Origin of the sequence: Leisingera daeponensis DSM 23529, assembly GCF_000473145.1 — a bacterium.
GTDB classification, from domain to species: domain Bacteria; phylum Pseudomonadota; class Alphaproteobacteria; order Rhodobacterales; family Rhodobacteraceae; genus Leisingera; species Leisingera daeponensis.
Genome location: NZ_KI421500.1, coordinates 3,803,752 through 3,820,921, shown reverse-complemented (window position 1 = coordinate 3,820,921; position 17,170 = coordinate 3,803,752). Strand labels below are relative to the sequence as shown.

The following is a 17,170-nucleotide window of genomic DNA, read 5'->3' as shown; positions in this document are numbered from 1 at the left end:
GTTTATGCGCTCCGCGGCTCGACCAGCATCCGGCCGCGCATTTCCATGTGCAGCGCGTGGCAGAACCACTGGCAGTAGTACCAGTGCACGCCCGGACGCTCCGCCTTGAAGGTGACGGAGGCAGTGGCCTGCGGCCCGACTTCCATCGCGACGCCGAAGTTCGACAGGCAGAAGCCATGGGTCAGATCGTCGATGTCATCCAGGTTGGTGACGTAGACGGTGACCTCATCGCCCTGCTTGACGGTGAACTTCTCAATGCTGAAGTTCGGCGCTTGGCTCGACATGTAGACGCGCACCTTGTCGCCATCGCGGATGATGGTGTCCTGATAGTCGTCCAGATCGACGCCATCCGCCTCGGCCTGCTTGCGCGCATCTTCCCACATCGGGTCGTTGCGGTCCCAGATGCTGGCGGGGTTTACCTTGGAGCGGTGCACGATGATCGAGTCGTGCGGCTCTGCAAAGGTCGGGCCGTCGTGCACAACCTTCATCTTGTCGCCGGAGATGTCGATCAGCTGCTCGTTCTCGGGTTTCAGGGGGCCGACGTTCAGGAACCGGTCCTTGGAGAACTTGTTCATCGAGATCAGCCATTTGCCGTCCGCTTCGGCGGTTTCACCCATGGAAGTGGAATTGTGGCCCGGCTGGTACTGCACATCGACCTTGTCCAGGATCGGGTCCACATCGGCACCCGCATAGGCCTCAATCGCCTTGGCGATGTCCCATTTCACCACCTGGCTGTCGAGGAACAGGGTGGTGTAGGCATAGCCGCGGTTGTCAAATGCGGTGTGAAGCGGCCCAAGACCCAGCTGCGGTTCCGCCACGATGGCCGAGCGCGGATCGGCGTCGGCCTCAAACAGCGCGTCCAGCTTCTCGACGTCGATCACCGAGACGGTCGGAGACAGCTTGCCGTTGACGCAGACGTGCTTCTTGTCGGGCGCGGTGTTGATGCCGTGCGGCGAGTTCGGGATCGGAATGTAGCGGGTCAGCTTGCCCGGCGCTTCCTTGCGGCCGTCAACCACCTTGGCGCCGTTCAGCTCCTGGTACTCGCCGGCTTCAATGGCAGCTTCGATGGCCGCGATGTTGAAGACAACCACGTGATCCAGCTCGTTCTCGGTCATCTCGGCCAGGGTCATGCCCATTTCCGAGTTGTAGGAGGTCGAGTAGGCGTATTTGCCCTGATAATCGCAGTCGGTGTTGTCCAGGTTGCCCGAGACGATCACCTGCCAGGCGACTTCCATGGTGTCGCCGTCGATGGCGGAGAAGATGTTCACGTATTGCGACGGATCGTCCAGGATCTGGCCGTCATTGACCAGCGGCGCCTCATGCTCGCCGTTGGCAAAGACATAGCCGGTGCGCGGGAACTTCTGCGGGCGCAGGCCGTGGATGTCCTTGGCGTTGGGGATCTCGATGATCTTGTCGCATTTCATCACATCGCAGCGCACCCGGGCCACACGGGTGTTCGCCTTATCGTTCATGAACAGGTAACGGCCGTCATAGGTACCGTCGGTGAACGACATATGCGGGTGGTGCAGGTCGCCGTTGTCATAGGTTTCCTTGCCGTTGGCGGCCAGGAATTCCTTGGTCTCCGGCAGCAGGCCCTCGGTCAGGATTTTCTTGGACTCGTTGGTCTGGCCCCAGCCGGTGGCGGAGCAGCGGTTGAACACCGGGATCCGCATCAGCTCGCGCATGGACGGTACGCCCAGTATGCGCAGTTCGCCGGTCTGGCCCGAGGACCAGAAACCGTAGTATTCATCCAGCTCGCCCGGCTCCAGGTTGACGCCAGCGGCCTGTGCGGGCTTGGCTCCCAGCAGGGCGGAGCCGGCGCCGGTGGCTGCCAGGACGGCACCAGTGGCAGTGGCGCCCAAGAGGCCGCGGCGGGTGACGGGCAGTTTGTTATTCAGGTCTTCAGACATGATGTCCTCCTTCAGGAAACTTTGATCCTGTTCGCGTTGGGGTGATTGGCAGGCGGCCGGCCCAGAGCAACGTCCGGTGCGGGGCTGCCGGTCTTGGCCCGGCGTTTCAGCTGTTTGATGACAACCGGGCATTTGGCGTCGGATTGATAGAGAACCTGGCAATGCAGGCAGTTCACGCATTCGTTCGGGTTGATCTCACCCGTAGGGTGGATGGCCTGAACCGGGCACTCGTTGGCACAGGTCTGGCAGGGATGGCCGCATTCGTGGTAGCGCTTCAGCCAGTCGAACATCCGCACCCGGGCCGGGATCGCCAGCGCCGCGCCTAGCGGGCACATGTAGCGGCAGTAGAACCGTTCGATGAACAGCCCGGCCAGCAGCAGCGCCACCGCAAAGACCACAAACGGCCAGTCGCGCACGAATTTCAGGATGATCGCGGTCTTGAACGGCTCCACCTCGGCATAGGTCTCGGCCAGCGGGATCGACACCATCGAGACACCGAAAAGGCCAAGGAAAATCATGTATTTTGCAGGCCACAGGCGCTCATGCAGGCCCCACGGCAGGGTGATTTGCGGCACCTTGAAGGCGCGGGCAATCTTGTTGGTCAGCTCCTGCAGCGCGCCGAACGGGCACAGCCAGCCGCAATAGGCGCCCCGGCCCCAGAACAAGAGCGCAGCAGCTACCGCAAACCACTGAATGAACACCAGCGGATCCAGAAGGAACGCGTCCCAGGAAAAGCCGCTGCGCAAAGATCCCGCTAGCGCCATCAGGTTCACCACGCTTAGCTGCGCATTGGCGTACCAGCCCAGGAACACCAGGGTGACGGTCAGATATCCGATCCGGAACCAATAGAAGGTGCGTGCGTTCACAGTCGCCTGGAACTGGAAGAAGAACACACCCGTCAGCACCACCAGCATCACGGCCAGAACCCCGATCTCGACGGTGCGGTCCTTCCAGATCCGCTGCCACAGGGCGGCCTTGGCGGCGGCCTCGCTCGTGTCATCCTCCACCACCTTGGGCGCAGGCGCGGCGGGCAGCAGGTACTGTTCCGGCAGCTTGTAGCCCAGATCGAAGGTCAAAAACGCCCGTTCCAGCGCGCCCACGGAGCGCTGCACCAAGAGTTGCAGGCGGAAGGGTTCAGCCGGATCAAACTCCGCATCCGCCGGGATCTTGAACAGGTCCAGCTCTGCAAAGCTGGGGCTGTCCGCTGTGGCAAGCGACCCCAGCCGTTTGTGCTGGCGGTCAAAGAAACGCACCGAGGCATCGCCCTGGATCAGCTGGACACGGTCGAAAATCCCGCCACGCACATAGCCAGAGCCTTTGAAGCTGTAACTGCCGCGCCCCAGCACCAGAATGGCGTGCTCGCCCTCCTTCAGCCAGGACTTGAGGTTCTGGTACTCCGCCTCGCCCAGCAGCGACTTGCCGATGGAGGGTACAGATACCAGGGCCATGTGCATGTCGATAAAGGTGTCGTCCGGCGCGCCGCGCTCCCGCCGCCGGATCGCGCGCTGGTCGCCGGTGGCCTCGAAGGCCGTGTTGATCTGGCCAACGTCCAAAGTCATCCGCCGCACAGAGCCGTCGCCTGCCAGCGTGGTCCAGTCCGCAGCCTCCTCGCGGGCCATGTCGAGCTCACGTTTCGGCCCGTCCGCCTGCACCGGCGACAAGCCCCCCAGCCCCAGCGCGCGCGCCACCTTGATCCCCGCGCGCACCAGGCTGTCGTCGATCACCATGATCGTCACCGTCGCGCCGGAGATGATGTCGAGGTCATGGGCATCGCCGCCGGCCGCCGCCTCGGCCTTCAGGTCCAGCCCGGCATAGCTTTCGGTCAGCTTGACCATCTTGGAGTTCGGAATGCCGATCAGCACGATCGGCTCGGAGTGTTTGACCAGTTTCACACCCGTCAGCACCGCATCGGTGTCAATTGCAGCCACCACATGGATCGGCTTGCCGCTGTAGCCGGTTGTGCCGACGAAATCGGAGGTCAGAAAGGCATAGGCGACCGTTTCGCCCGCCTTCAGGACTGGTGCCACCGGCACATCCGTGCGCACCGGGCCAAAGCCGTCCGCGCCGGGCACCAGATCGGCGGGTATCAGTTCTGTCAGGAAGCTGCCGAGGCTGTCTGCCTCAGCCGGCGCAGCGAAAAGCGCGGCGATTGTCATCACAAGGGCTGTCAGCCAGCCCCGCAAGGCGCATGTCAGGACCATGGCGCCTCTCCTTTATTTTGAGTGGCTGCCATGGACGCGCCCACGGCGCGTTCGGGTTCTATTTTGTTTGCCAGCGGAGGACCGCGGCCGTCATGCCAGAATTGCGCCGGATTTGGGTACGCCGCGGCCCCCGCAGGCAGCAGTACGATGGTGTCCGCCGCATGGGTGATGCCGGAAGGCAGATGGCTTATCGGCACAGCCCCGGTTTCAGCAGCGCATAAAACGCAGGTGCCGCATTCGGGGCAGTCCTGCGTTTCTTCGCTGGCTTCACCGGCGACTTGTATCTCAACCACGCCGAACTCGCCGCAGATTTCAATCCACTCGCCGCCGGCTGCGGCCTGCCCCGCACCGGGAAAGGCCACCTGCAGCACCAGCATGAATGCCGCGCACATCCCAGCCAGCCGCCGGAACAGCCCGGCGCGGCAAACAGTGGATATGAAAAGGCTACGCGGCATCTGTTACAAGATTCTCTTGCTGCATTTGCCGCTGACACTACGGGGAACCGCAGGGCCGTTATTTGATGTATGTCAGATAAACCTGAAATTCCCGAACATTCGTCAATTCACCGCAAAACGGCCTAAGCGCCCGTCTGCTCAACCTTTCTCAAGCCGCCGGAAGGCCAGCGCGATCACTCCGGCAATCGCCATATAGACAAGCGCCAGCAGCAAGAGCGGCTCATAAACGATGAACGTATCAGCCCGAACGCGCGACGACACCGCATAGATTTCCATCACCGTGATGGTCGCCACCAGCGGCGTTGCCTTCAATTGCAGGATGGTCTCGCCGCCAAGGGTCGGCAGGACATTGCGCACCGCTTGCGGCAGCCAGATGCGGCGGAAAATGGTGAAGCGCGGCATGCCGAACGACTTGGCCGCCTCCAGCTGCCCCTTGGCCACCCCGGAAAACGCGCCCCGCATCACCTCTCCCTCATAGCCGGCGTAAGACAGCGTCAGCGCCAGCACCGCATAGGGCCAGGCCTGGCGCAGGTAAGGCCACAGCTCGGACGAACGGATCCAGGGAAACTGCGGAAACAGAGACCCCAGTCCGTAGTAGAGCAGCCAGATCTGCAAGAGGAGCGGCGTGCCGCGGATGATGGTGCAGAAGGTGCGCGCAGGGATCGACAGATACCAGGGACCAACAGCCTGCGCCAACCCCAGCGGCACCGCCAACAGGAAGCCGAGGAAAGTGGAGACCACGAGGATCCAGATCGTCGTCCACAGCCCCTCCAGCGCCAGCGGCGCGTATTTCGGGACCCAGTCCCAGCGCAGCGCAAAGGCGCACCAAATCACGATCCCCGCGAAGACCAGCATCATCACGATACGGTGCGGTTGCATCAGCTCCTTCAGACTGATCATCGAGCGCCCCCCTTCAGAGAGGGCTGGCCGCGCCGTGCCCATTTCTCGACCCGGGCAAAAACCACGCCGGAGCAGAGCGTCACCATCAGGTACAGGAAACCCGCCGCCAGGAAGAAGGTGAAATAGGCCCGCGTGCTGCTGGCCGCCTGGCGGGTTTCCAGCGTCAGCTCGTTGAAGCCGACCACCGCCAGCAGCGCGGTGTCCTTGGTGGCGATCAGCCACAAGTTTGCCAGCCCTGGAACCGCAAAGCTCATCATCGCCGGGATCGTCACCCGCCGCATGGTCATGAAGGCCGGCATGCCATAGGATTTCGCCGCCTCGATCTGCCCCACCGGCACCGCCTTGATGGCGCCGCGCAGGACTTCTGTGGCATAGGCGCCTTGCACCACGCCCAGCACCCAGATGCCGGCCGCAACGCCGTTGATTTCAACCCGGCCGCCGCCCATCGCCTCAGAGATCTTGTTGATGATATCGCTGCCGACGTAATAAAGGATCAGGATCAGCACAAGTTCCGGCACCGCCCGGATCACCGTGGTGTAGATGGCGAGAAGATCACGCGTGACCTTCCCGCCGTAGAGTTTGCCGTAGGCCCCGAACAGCCCGATCACCAGCCCCAGCCCAAAAGCGCCAAAGGCAATCTGCAGGGAGTTGGCAAGCCCGCGCAGCAGGTTGCCGCCCCACCCCGACAGCGACAGCAGCTCCGCGCTGGCGCCGAGGCCCAGTAATTCAAGCAGTCCGGTCACGGCAGCACCTTAGTAGATGCTGGTGGTGAAGTATTTGGCCGTGATCTTCTCGTGGGTGCCGTCGGCCAGGATCGCTGCGATGCCCTTGTTCAGTGCCTCGCGCAGCGCGTCGTCGCCCTTGCGCACGCCGGCGCCGACGCCAAGACCCAGGATCGCCGGATCATCCGCTACCGCACCCTTGATCTCGCAGCAGCTGCCGGTGTCGGAATTCACAAAATCCGCCATCGCGATGCTGTCCGCCTGCGTCGCGTCAATACGGCCCGCGACCAGATCCTGGTTTGCCTCGTCCTGGGTCTGATAAACCTTCAGCTCTGCTCCGGTGAAATGCGCCTGCGCATAGGCCTGGTGCGTGGTTGAGGCCTGAATGCCAAGGATCTTGCCGGCCAGAGAATCCGGCGTTGGCGCGATGTCCATCGACTTGTCCGCCACGATCACCGCGGGGGTGTTGTAGTAGGGATCAGAGAAATCAATGGTCTTCTGCCGCTCCTCGGTGATCGACATGGAGGCCATGATGGCGTCGATCTGCTGGCCGGTCAGCGACGGGATGATGCCGTCCCAGGCCACCGGGGTGATCACGCAGTCCAGTTCGGCGGCGGCACACACGGCGCCGATCACCTCGACTTCCCAGCCAACCCAGTTACCGGAGCTGTCGAGCGAGGCAAACGGCGGATAGGGTTCCGCGGCGATGCCGATCTTGACCTGTTCCGCGGCGGCGGCACCGGCGGTAAGGGCAGCAGCTGCAGTGGCAGCGGCAAGCAGTGCTTTCAGTTTCATTTTCTTCTCCCAGTTGGTTTTTTGTTTTGGTGACAGTGGATCAGGCGACTGAGCTTAAAAACTGCTTGAGCCGGTCTGATTGCGGGTTGCCAAAGACCTCGGCAGGCGGCCCCTGCTCTTCGATGCGGCCCTGGTAAAGATAGACAACGTGGTTCGCGACTTCGCGCGCGAATTTCATCTCGTGGGTGACCAGCAGCATGGTGCGGCCCTCGGCGGCCAGATCACGGATCACCGTCAGCACTTCGCCCACCAGTTCCGGGTCCAGCGCCGAGGTCGGCTCGTCAAACAGCATCGCCGACGGGTCTACCGCCAGCGCCCGGGCAATCGCCGCCCGCTGCTGCTGGCCGCCGGACAGATAGGCAGGGAAAGTGTCTTCCTTGCCGCCCAGCCCAACCCGCTCCAGCAATTCGCGGGCGCGCTCAACGGCCTTCGCCTTGGGCACTTTCAGCACATGCACCGGCACCTCGATCACGTTTTCCAATAGGGTGCGGTGGGTCCATAGATTGAACTGCTGGAACACCATCGCCAGCTTGGTCCGGATCTTTTCGATCTGCTTCTGATTGGCCGGGCTGCCGTCAGCCCGCATCGCCACTTCCTCGCCGCCGATCACGATCTTGCCGGAGCTTGGCGTCTCCAGAAAATTGATGCAGCGCAGCATCGTCGACTTGCCGGAGCCGGAGCCGCCGATGATCGCCACTACATCCCCCTGCCGGGCTGTCAGGTCCACGCCCTTGAGCACCTCCAGATTGCCAAAGGACTTGTGCAAATCCTCTACCCGGATGGCCTCTTGGGGCGTGCCGGTCTCCGGGACGGATGCGGCGGCAGTGGCTGTATCCATTGTTGTGTCACCTTGAAATTTCCGATTGCAGTAAGCCGCGACTCCAGTAATTATGCAAGCGTATAATTTCTATGCCAAGCAAAAACAGGAGCTGGGGTGAGCGACGACCGCCGCAAATTCAAACGCGAATCCGCCGGGACCAGGAAGGAGGCGCTGATTCTCGCCACGCTGGAACTGGTGGCTGAAAACGGCGTGCGCGGGGCCACGGTGCGGGGCATTGCCGAGCGCGCCGACGTCACCCAGGGCCTGATCCGGCACTATTTCAGCTCCAAAGAAGAGCTGATCATCGCCGCCTACGAACATCATATGACCGCCATGACCGACCAGACCTTTGCCCCCGCGGCCGGGGCAGACGGCACGGCGCTGGACCGGCTCACCGCCTTTGTGACCGCTTCTCTGACGCCGCCGGTGGTGGATCCGCGGTCCATCGCGCTTTGGGCGAGTTTCCTCAACAAGGTGCAGCAGGATGAGCAGATGAAGGCCACCCACGAACGCACCTATGGGTATTTCCGCGACTTTCTGGAGGGGCTGATTGCAGCCGCGCTGCAGGAAGCCGGGCGTCCCGCCGCGCCCGCCCGGCTGCGGCAGCTGGCGATTGCCTGCAACGCGGTGATCGACGGGCTGTGGCTGGAGGGCGGCGCCCTTCCGGACGCCTTTGCGCCGGGCGAGCTGGCAGACATCGGACGGCAATCCGTTGCCGCGATCACAGGTTTGAATTTGGAGCAGGAGGCTGCAACGGCATGAGGCTGACAGCAATCACCGAACGGCTGGCCGGACTGGGCGGCGGAAAATGGGAAGTGCATCTGAAAGCACGGCAGATGGCCGCGGCCGGGGCCGACTTGGTGGAAATGACCATCGGCGAGCCGGACGTGCCCACGCCGCCGGAACTGCTTGAGGCCGCGGCGCAGGCGATGCAGGCAGGCCGTACCGGTTATTCCGACGGCCGAGGCGAGGCGAATCTGCGTGCCGCCCTGGCCGGGACCTATTCCGCCACCCGCGGGCGGGAATTCGGTCCGGAAAACATCCTGTGTTTCCCTGGCACCCAGACCGCGCTTTACGCGGTGCTGCAAGGCGTTGCCGAACCCGGCACCGAGGTATTGGCGGGCGACCCGATGTATGCCACCTACGAGGGCGTGATCCGCGCGACGGGTGCCGAAATGGTGCCCGTGCCGCTGCGGCCTGAAGCCGGCTTCCGGATGCAGGCCAGCGACATCGCCGCCCGCATCACCCCGCGCAGCCGCGCCATTTTGCTGACCACCCCGCACAACCCCACCGGTGCCATCCTGACCGCTGAGGACCTGCGCGAAATCGGCGAACTGGCGGTGGAGCATGACCTCTGGATCATCTCCGATGAAGTTTATGAGCATCTGGTGTTCGAGGGAGCGGAGTTCGTCTCCCCCCTCTCCGATCCGGCCCTGGCAGACCGGGTGATCGCGGTTTCCTCAATCTCCAAATCCCACGCCGCGCCGGGGTTCCGCAGCGGCTGGGCCGTTGGGCCTGAGGCTTTCTGCTCCGCGCTGCTGCCGGTCTCGGAAACCATGCTGTTCGGCAACCAGCCCTTCATCGCCGACATGACCGAAAAGGCGGTGCGCGAAGGCTCTTCTGTCGCCGCGGGCATGGCGGCCCGCTTTGCCGCCCGCGCAGCCCTTCTTGAACAGCGCCTGCATGGAGAAACCGGCCTGCGTGTGCACCGCCCGGAGGCCGGCATGTTCGCCCTGATCGACGTGACGTCCACCGGCATGGACGGCGATGCCTATGCCTGGGACCTGCTGGGGAGCGGCGTTGCTGTGATGCCCGGCTCCGCCTTTGGCGAAGGCCTCAAGCACTGGGTGCGCGTCGCCCTGACGATTGATGACGAGAGCTTTGCCGCCGCCCTCGACCGGATCGCGGCCCACGCAAACCGCAAGTCCAGGAGCGTCGCATGACCAATACGACAGTTGGCGAAGCCCTGGTTGCGGGGCTGAAGGCGCGCGGTGTCACCTGCGTGTTCGGCATCCCCGGGGTGCATACGGTCGAGCTGTACCGCGGTCTGGCGGGGTCCGGCATCCGCCACATAACACCCCGCCATGAACAGGGGGCGGGTTTTATGGCAGATGGCTATGCGCGGGTGTCCGGCCAGCCTGGGGTGGCATTTGTCATCACCGGCCCCGGCCTTACCAACACGCTGACCCCGATGGCCCAGGCCCGCGCGGATTCCGTGCCGATGCTGGTGGTTTCAGGGGTCAACGCCACCGGGACCTTGGGGAAGGGCCACGGCCACCTGCACGAACTGCCCGATCAGCACGCGTTGGCCAAGACCGTGGCGCTGACCTCTGAACACGTTGCCCGGCCCGAGGACCTGGACGCCGCTCTGGACCGCGCCTTTGCCCCCTTCACAGCAGGCCGCCCGGGCCCCGCCCACATCCAGATCCCGCTGGACGTGGCCGGAGCTTCCGCGCGGGAGGGCACTCCTCAGCCCGCGACCGCCCGGCCGCCACTCGACCCAGACCAAATTTCCAAGGCCGCAAACCTGCTTTCAAAAGCCGCCAAGGTGGTGATCCTGGCCGGCGGCGGCGCTAAGCGTGCCGGCGCAGAGCTACAGGCCCTGGCGGAACACCTGGATGCGCCGGTGGTGCAGACCGTCAACGCGCGCGGTCTGATGCACGGCCATGCGCTGACCGTCCCTGCCAGCCCCAGCCTGCAGGCGGTCCGCACGCTGATTGAGGACGCCGATTGCGTCTTGGCGCTGGGCACTGAACTGGGGCCAACCGATTACGACATGTACGCCACCGGCGGCATGGCCCGGATGCCGGGGCTGATCCGGGTCGACATTTGTGCTGATCAGCTGGCCCGGCACGCAGCGGAAATCGCCATAGCCGGCAGCGCAGGCGAGGCAGCCGCCGCCCTGCTCGACGCAGTGCCCGCGCTGCCAAAGCAAAGTGAGGGTGCCGCGCGCGCCAAACACACCCGCGCCGCAGCCCTGGAGGAAATCGGCCCGCAGTACCGGGCCCAGGTCGAGGTGCTGAACGCCATACGCGATGCCGTGCCCGGCGCGCTGATGGTGGGCGACTCCACCCAGCCGGTCTATGCCGGCAACCTTTATTACGACCATGATCGCCCCGGCGGCTGGTTCAACGCCGCCACCGGATACGGCGCGCTTGGCTATGGCATCCCCGCCGCCATCGGGGCTTCGGTTGCCGATCCGTCAGCGCCAGTGATCTGCATCGCCGGCGACGGCGGCGCGCAGTTTTCCCTGCCGGAAATCATGGCTGCCGTGGACGCATCCCTGCCCGTTACCTTTGTTATATGGAACAACCGCGGCTACGGGGAGATCGCCGCTTCGATGGAAGCCGTGAACGTGCCCGTGACCGGCTGCGACCCCACGCCTCCGGAGTTCGGCCCCGCCGCCGCCTCCTTCGGCATCCCGTACACCCGCGCCCCAATGGACCCGCAAGCCATTGCCGCTGCCCTCGAAGAGGCCAGCCGCCGCGGAACCCCTTCCATTGTCGAAATCGAAATCGAAATCACCGGATCCTCTCCGGCCCAGGAGTAACCCCATGCGAAACCCCACCTTTGAGTTTACACGCGCCATCACCCGCCGCCCGGCCTCAACCATCGCCCAGGGCCTGCGCGCCGAGGACACCGGCAACCCGAACCTAGCAACGATGCTGAAGGCGCACGCCGCCTATGTTTCCGCCCTGCGCAGCACCGGTGCTGAGGTGATCGAGCTTGAGCCGCTGGAGGCCTATCCCGACGCGCAGTTCGTCGAGGACACGGCCCTCTGCCTGCCGCAGGGCGCGATCCTGATGCGCCCTGGCGCGCCGTCGCGCCTGGGTGAAGTGGCTGAAATGGACCCCACCCTGCGCGTCTGTTATGACGATGTCCGCGAAATCACCGGCCCCGGCTGCATTGAAGGCGGCGACATCCTGGTGACCGGCAAGGAAATCCTGGTGGGCCGCTCCGACCGCACTGACGCGGCAGGCGTTGCCGAACTGGCCGAGATCGCCGCCGAATGGGGCCACACCCTGCGCGAGGTTTTCACGCCCGAAGGCGTATTGCACTTCAAAACCGACTGCTCCCTGATGGATGCGGAGACGATCCTGGCAACCAAACGCCTGGACGCGTCGGGGTGTTTCGAGGGGTACCGGGTTCTGCATGTGGCCGACGGCGAGGAAGCCGCTGCCAACGCCATCCGCTTCAACAATCTGGTGCTTATGGCCGCAGGCTTCCCCCGCACCGCCGAGATGCTGGACAAGGCCGGTTTCGAAATCGCCGAGATCGACAACACCGACTGCGCCAAGCTGGACGGCGGCATGTCCTGCCTGTCCCTGCGCTTCTGATCCCCGCGGCGGCAGGCCGGGATTTCGGTCTGACAGGCGAGTGATCGTCTAAGGGGTGCGAAACCAAGGCCTGCCGCCGGCCCCGGCGCTGTTCCCGGCAAGGAACTCCCGGCGCTCCAGGGTCTCCCTGTGCCAACGGCCGCAGGCGGGCAGCCTTGGCCGCCCGATGGGCGCTAGACATTAGCCACTTGTGGATTCAGGAAAATGGCGGAGACGATGCCCGAGCAACCTTGCTCAGAAGTATCTGAAAATACTAACTTCGTGAAGGGGTCCTGAACAGGAACCCCACAAAAAAACCACATCTCAGATTTGGATGCTCAGCGACGTCTGCGCTCATTCCATTTTCGGACGGACGGACTGGACCACGCCCCCTACGGGGGCGGTATGGTCCTGTCCGTCCGTCCGAAAAAAAGATGCAAAATCGTTTTTGTCCGGATCGCATTGGAACCATTTCCTCCTTGGGATCGGCAGCATGGTGCTGACCGGACCAATACCGAGGAATAAAACCTATGTATGAATTCGACTTCGCAAACTCCAATATGCAGCCAGAGCCAAAAATGACCCATGCGCCCGGATATGTGCCCCAGGTCGATGTGCCCTTTGCAATCAAGGGTCTTTTCAACCTGAACGAAGTTTCCATGATCGCAGGCGCTCCGGCACTTGGAAAGACCAATATTGTTGCCGCTGCATGTGCCCATGCCGCTCAGGGTCGCAATTTTGGCGGGCGTCCCGTCCGTCGAAGTGTGGTCGTCTATTACGGCGCGGAGGACCCCGAGGGCGTGCTGAAAAGGGCCCACCCCATTCTTCGCGATCCGGCTTGTGCCACGGCTCCCTTCTTCGTCGTTCATGAAGCGCCGAACCTGATGGACCCGAACATCGTGTCGATGGTTCGGACTGTCGTTGAACGTAAGAAGGCAGAGAACGACTGCGACAGGGCAGTCGTTGTGTTCGACACACTGAACCGATGCCTCGGGGGTGCAGACGAGAACCTGTCTTCGACCATGGGCACGGCGATTGGGCACGCCGACCAAATCGCCAAACAGACAAACGCTTGCGTCGTTCTCATTCACCATGTCGGCACCGGAAATACTGACCGCCCACGCGGGTCCAGCGCGCAGGAAAGCAATCTCGACGGCCTTTACATCCTCAAACCGGCCGATGATTGCCATGGCTCGAAGAAAATCGTGCTTCTGGTGCCGAAAAAGCAGAAGAATACCAAGGAAAGCGGCCCAATCCCGTTCGAGATGACCTCGTTTTTCATCGGACGCGACTCCGAAGGTGATGAGGTTTCGGTTCCATATGCGGTCGCACTTGAACCGGGTGCTTTTGCCAAGACGAAGCCAGCGGCCAACGACAACCGGAAGACCGACAACAGTCGGGCAGAGCGTCGGGAAGACTTGGCCCGCACCCTGGGTGCGTTGAGCAAGCAGGAGCCGGAAAGGTTCTTCACGCGCCCCGAGATTGCAGACCGATCAGGCGACGCCTTCAACACAGTCCGAGACAACAAGGACTCGCTTCGCAAGGCAATCGGGCGGGCGCTGGATGACCTCGTGGCCGATGGCCGCGTCGAGTCCAACGGGGATGGGTTCAGGCGCGCGCCTGATAGCCCCGTCATCGCAGAACCGATTGTTGAAACCGCCTGACGGGACTGGAATGTGCAGGGTTGCCGGGGTCGCCAGAAGGCCCCGGCACCGAGGCTCTTTCTTTCTTCGCGGCTTTCATCTTTTCGGCTTCTCGCTCGAACAAATCGAGCATCAGGCTGGAAACATGTCGCATCTGTTCAATCGACAGACCGGCAGCAGGATCGCAAAGGCGATAGCTGACACAATGCTTGTTGGCGTGTATCCAAACCATATCGAGAGACTTGTCGTGTTTTTCATTCATGGGTCCTGTTCCTATCTGATTTTAAGGCGCACAACGGACAAAATAGTCATTTTGTCCCCGCAACCAAAATCGCAGGGAAATGGCACTCTTCTCCTTCAAACACTCTGTCAGGACTTTTTCCGAAAAGCGGACCGCCGACGCGCGGCAGGCCGAGCACGGGCAGACCGCCGCTCACCTGCGATACATCACCCGTCAGCAGGCAGCGCGCTGCGTCTTGCGGGAGCGTCTGGCAGGCAAGACCGATGCGGAAACCGGCACCTTGGCAGAGCAGGAAGCCGAACGGCGGAAGGGGCGCGTTTGCGAGCGTTTCATTCTGGCCCTGCCAGTGGAAGCCACGCCGGACCAGCGCGCGGCCCTCGTGAAAGAGTTCTGCGAGACGTTCACGCAGGGCGTCGCGGGGTATGTCGCCGCGATCCATGACCAGACCGGCAACGACATCGCGAACCCTCACGCGCATGTCGTCGCCTTCGATGTCCAGGTGAAGACAGGCGGGCGGGGACGCCCACGCAGCACGCTGGGCATGGCACGAAAGAATGCCGTTGAAACGACCGCCGCGCAGTGGGCGTCGATCCACAACCGGATGATGGATGCGTGGGGATATGGCCAGGATAGCCACATCACGCATCTGTCCTTTGCCGCGCGTGGGATCGACCGCATCCCGCAGATCCATGAAGGCGCGGCCAGCCGGAAAATGGCGGGCCATGGAGACAAGATCGCACCGAAGGCCGAGTGGCATCACATCGACCAGGGGCACAGTCGCGCGGACGCCAATGCCGTGATCCGTGAAATCAACTCAATGAAGGAAATGCAAAATGAACAAACAGAACATGGGAATAGACTGGGAAGACCTCATGACGACGACCGAGCGCAGCGCCGGGATCGCCGCCAGGATGTCGGAACGCACGGTGTCAGCCGTGGCTCAGGTGTTGGAAGTCCAACGCCGCCATTCGCATCAGCTGAGCCAGTTGGAGAAGATTTGCGAGGAGATCAGAACACGGCCAGCGCCGACGCCCCAGCCGTGTTCCCACCATTCTTCGTCCGTTCCGCCGCAGCCGAAAATGCTCCTTCTCCCTTTGATCGTCGCATTCTGCGGGGGAGCCGCATTCGCTGGGTTTATCGCGAGCTGGTGATGCTTCGCGACACCCTGCGTGCGCGGCTATTCAGGAGAGACCCGGAGAACGACCCAACTCCGATGACTGCGGCGCAAATCGAAAGCATGAGACCGCGTTCCCGGATACAGCAACATTACCGCTGACGCTTCTTGGGGCCGTGTTCTTTTGCAAAGCGTCGAATGGTCTCCGATCCAACCTGACGCTCGATTTCATCGCCGCCGAGGAATCCATGCTCGAAGATTCCCCGGATGACGAGAGCGGCGGCTTCTGCATATGTGCCGCTCAATGCTCGCAGATTATGAATGGGAAAATCTCCGCTGTTCCACGCGTGAAGCAGCACGGTAGCCGCTGTGCGACTGCCGCCGGACCCCATGTCGGCAAGTTTTGCGAGGTCTCGCAATGCCTGCATTTGGCGGTCGATCAGTGCGTCGAAATCTTCGTTGCCAGCCTTGTTCATAATGTCGCTCCTTCTCCTGTTCATGCGGCTCATCTTCGACATGCCCGAGGATTTGCAAACGAACTGTTAAGCCCTGGCGGCAATCGCGCGCGCCATCTCGGCGAGCCAGATTTGCGCCGGGTAGGCCAAAAGGGATCATGGCGTTCTTCGAACGACTTTGGGCAGGAGACAGCCGCAGAACTCGACGGGCTGCGCCCGCTCGTCCCGCGCCTGACATCTACCTGTCTCTTTGTGTTCCGCCTGCCACTCGATCCGGTCTGCGCCAACCGGCAAGCGCCGCTACGCGTCGGTTCCGGTCGAGAAACCCGGTTCCTCCCACGCGCCATGCGCGCGGGTCCCTCCCATTTTCACGCCCTACACCCGGTTGACTCAGCCCGGCTCGACCGCAGGACGGGCTTTGCCCCTCCTGCTCTGCCGTCCGAAAAACATGGGTTTTTCGACGGAAGAGCAGGAAGGCCCGCCCGATTTGCGGAAGACGGCGCAAGCGCCTTTGGGTCTCTGCTGAACGGCCAATTTTGCTCTTCCAAGCCAAGGAGCAATGCCATGACGACCCCGAAGATTGACCTTCACAAGACCATCACCGACCAGATCATTGATGCCATCGAAGCCGGTTGCCCACCGTGGCGCAAACCATGGACCGGGAGTGCGGCTTGCCCCTGTCTGCCCATGCGGCACAACGGCGAACCCTATCGCGGGATCAATGTCCTTGTGCTGTGGTCCGTGGCAGCGGCGCAGGGTTTCAACTCACCCCGCTGGATGACCTTCAAGCAGGCGAAGGACTTGGGCGGTTCAGTCAGGAAAGGTGAAAAGTCGGCCCTTGTCGTGTATTTCGACACATTCAAGAAGGAAGACGAGGCAGGGGAAGAGAAAGTCATTCCCTTCACGAAGGGCTACCGTGTCTTCAACGCTGACCAGATCGACGGCCTTCCCGCCGATTTCTACACGCAACCGGAAGCCCCCAGCGACTTGGGCACCGAGCGCGACGCCGCCCTTGACGCCTTCTTTTCGGCAACTGGCGCAATCATCGACACCAGCGACGACCCGCGCGCCTTCTACGACATCGCCCGCGACCGCATCCACATGCCGCCGATCTCGACCTTCCACGACGCAGGCGGCTACTATGGCACGCTTTCCCATGAACTCACCCATTGGACCGGCGCGGCGTCGCGGCTGGACCGCTTCGGGCGGTTCGCCGACCGCAAAGCCTACGCGTTCGAGGAACTGGTCGCAGAAATCGGCAACTGCCTACTTTGCGCGGAACTCGGACTGACCCCGGACTTCGGGCAGAGCGGGGCATACATTCAGGGGTGGCTTCGGGCGATGAAAGAAGACAATCGCGCCATCTTCCGCGCGGCCAGCGAGGCGCAGAAGGCCATCGACCTGATCTTGACCCTTGGGCACCCCTCGCAGGTGGCGGCTGAATAGCCGCCCCATGCCAGCGGCGAGCACGGCCACCGCCATGCGGTAGCCGTGTCAGTCCGCGCCACCTTTCGCAACCGCTGGAAGGCGAACTGCTTGCGCCTCGCACACCGTCATGAACAAATGTCGCGGAAAACAGCGGATCGCCAGAATCCGCC

At 62.9% G+C, this 17,170-nt stretch carries 16 protein-coding genes; 7 read left to right on the top strand and 9 right to left on the bottom strand.

Translation table 11 applies throughout. The features are described from left to right. Positions 1-2: 2 nt before the first annotated feature. The 7 genes from nosZ to DAEP_RS0119030 form a co-directional block, all read right to left on the bottom strand. The gene (nosZ, locus tag DAEP_RS0119060; protein WP_008554969.1) at positions 3-1,910 is read right to left on the bottom strand and encodes a TAT-dependent nitrous-oxide reductase; all 1,908 of its coding nucleotides are present in this window, start codon (positions 1,908-1,910) and stop codon (positions 3-5) included. 11 nt (positions 1,911-1,921) lie between these two features. Further along, complete coding sequence (locus tag DAEP_RS0119055) at positions 1,922-4,111, bottom strand: NosR/NirI family protein (protein ID WP_027245791.1); 2,190 nt, start codon at positions 4,109-4,111, stop codon at positions 1,922-1,924. Next, positions 4,102-4,566 carry a hypothetical protein gene (locus DAEP_RS0119050; RefSeq protein WP_245595124.1) on the bottom strand — a complete coding sequence of 155 codons (465 nt, stop codon included), beginning with the start codon at positions 4,564-4,566 and terminating at the stop codon, positions 4,102-4,104. The genes DAEP_RS0119055 and DAEP_RS0119050 overlap by 10 nt, the downstream gene beginning before the upstream one ends. A 138-nt stretch (positions 4,567-4,704) precedes the next feature. Continuing rightward, positions 4,705-5,466: an ABC transporter permease gene (locus tag DAEP_RS0119045; protein ID WP_027245789.1), complete on the bottom strand. Its 762-nt coding sequence runs from the start codon at positions 5,464-5,466 to the stop codon at positions 4,705-4,707. Further along, positions 5,463-6,209: an ABC transporter permease gene (locus tag DAEP_RS0119040; protein ID WP_008554333.1), complete on the bottom strand. Its 747-nt coding sequence runs from the start codon at positions 6,207-6,209 to the stop codon at positions 5,463-5,465. The genes DAEP_RS0119045 and DAEP_RS0119040 overlap by 4 nt, the downstream gene beginning before the upstream one ends. A gap of 9 nt (positions 6,210-6,218) precedes the next feature. Next, positions 6,219-6,983 (bottom strand): transporter substrate-binding domain-containing protein, encoded by a 765-nt coding sequence (locus DAEP_RS0119035; RefSeq protein ID WP_027245788.1) that lies wholly within the window; start codon positions 6,981-6,983, stop codon positions 6,219-6,221. A 40-nt stretch (positions 6,984-7,023) separates the two neighbouring features. Next, positions 7,024-7,821, bottom strand: coding sequence for an ABC transporter ATP-binding protein (locus DAEP_RS0119030; RefSeq protein ID WP_027245787.1), 798 nt, complete (start codon positions 7,819-7,821; stop codon positions 7,024-7,026). 96 nt (positions 7,822-7,917) lie between these two features. Between DAEP_RS0119030 and DAEP_RS0119025 the strand changes: the two genes are divergently transcribed. The 5 genes from DAEP_RS0119025 to DAEP_RS0119005 all read left to right on the top strand — a co-directional run bounded on the left by DAEP_RS0119025 (position 7,918) and on the right by DAEP_RS0119005 (position 13,783). Further along, a complete protein-coding gene (locus DAEP_RS0119025) occupies positions 7,918-8,565 on the top strand; it encodes a TetR/AcrR family transcriptional regulator (protein WP_008554303.1) in 648 nt (215 codons plus the stop codon). Then, the gene (locus DAEP_RS0119020) at positions 8,562-9,746 is read left to right on the top strand and encodes a pyridoxal phosphate-dependent aminotransferase (protein WP_027245786.1); all 1,185 of its coding nucleotides are present in this window, start codon (positions 8,562-8,564) and stop codon (positions 9,744-9,746) included. Before DAEP_RS0119025 ends, DAEP_RS0119020 begins: the two co-directional genes overlap by 4 nt. Further along, the gene (locus DAEP_RS0119015) at positions 9,743-11,353 is read left to right on the top strand and encodes a 5-guanidino-2-oxopentanoate decarboxylase (protein WP_027245785.1); all 1,611 of its coding nucleotides are present in this window, start codon (positions 9,743-9,745) and stop codon (positions 11,351-11,353) included. Before DAEP_RS0119020 ends, DAEP_RS0119015 begins: the two co-directional genes overlap by 4 nt. A 4-nt stretch (positions 11,354-11,357) precedes the next feature. Then, complete coding sequence (locus DAEP_RS0119010) at positions 11,358-12,140, top strand: arginine deiminase family protein (protein ID WP_027245784.1); 783 nt, start codon at positions 11,358-11,360, stop codon at positions 12,138-12,140. 509 nt (positions 12,141-12,649) lie between these two features. Continuing rightward, on the top strand, positions 12,650-13,783 hold the full coding sequence (locus DAEP_RS0119005) for an AAA family ATPase (RefSeq protein WP_027245783.1): 1,134 nt from the start codon (positions 12,650-12,652) through the stop codon (positions 13,781-13,783). Here DAEP_RS0119005 and DAEP_RS24070 read toward each other — a convergent pair. Beyond that, positions 13,752-14,024, bottom strand: a complete 273-nt coding sequence (locus DAEP_RS24070; protein ID WP_154665092.1) for a hypothetical protein — start codon at positions 14,022-14,024, stop codon at positions 13,752-13,754. The genes DAEP_RS0119005 and DAEP_RS24070 overlap by 32 nt on opposite strands. Before the next feature lie 79 nt (positions 14,025-14,103). Between DAEP_RS24070 and DAEP_RS0119000 the strand changes: the two genes are divergently transcribed. Further along, positions 14,104-15,279, top strand: a complete 1,176-nt coding sequence (locus DAEP_RS0119000; protein ID WP_027245782.1) for a MobA/MobL family protein — start codon at positions 14,104-14,106, stop codon at positions 15,277-15,279. Here DAEP_RS0119000 and DAEP_RS0118995 read toward each other — a convergent pair. Next, positions 15,270-15,635: a DUF7673 family protein gene (locus tag DAEP_RS0118995; RefSeq protein ID WP_027245781.1), complete on the bottom strand. Its 366-nt coding sequence runs from the start codon at positions 15,633-15,635 to the stop codon at positions 15,270-15,272. The genes DAEP_RS0119000 and DAEP_RS0118995 overlap by 10 nt on opposite strands. Before the next feature lie 501 nt (positions 15,636-16,136). Between DAEP_RS0118995 and DAEP_RS0118990 the strand changes: the two genes are divergently transcribed. Beyond that, positions 16,137-17,018, top strand: a complete 882-nt coding sequence (locus DAEP_RS0118990; RefSeq protein WP_027245780.1) for an ArdC family protein — start codon at positions 16,137-16,139, stop codon at positions 17,016-17,018. Positions 17,019-17,170: the final 152 nt, after the last annotated feature.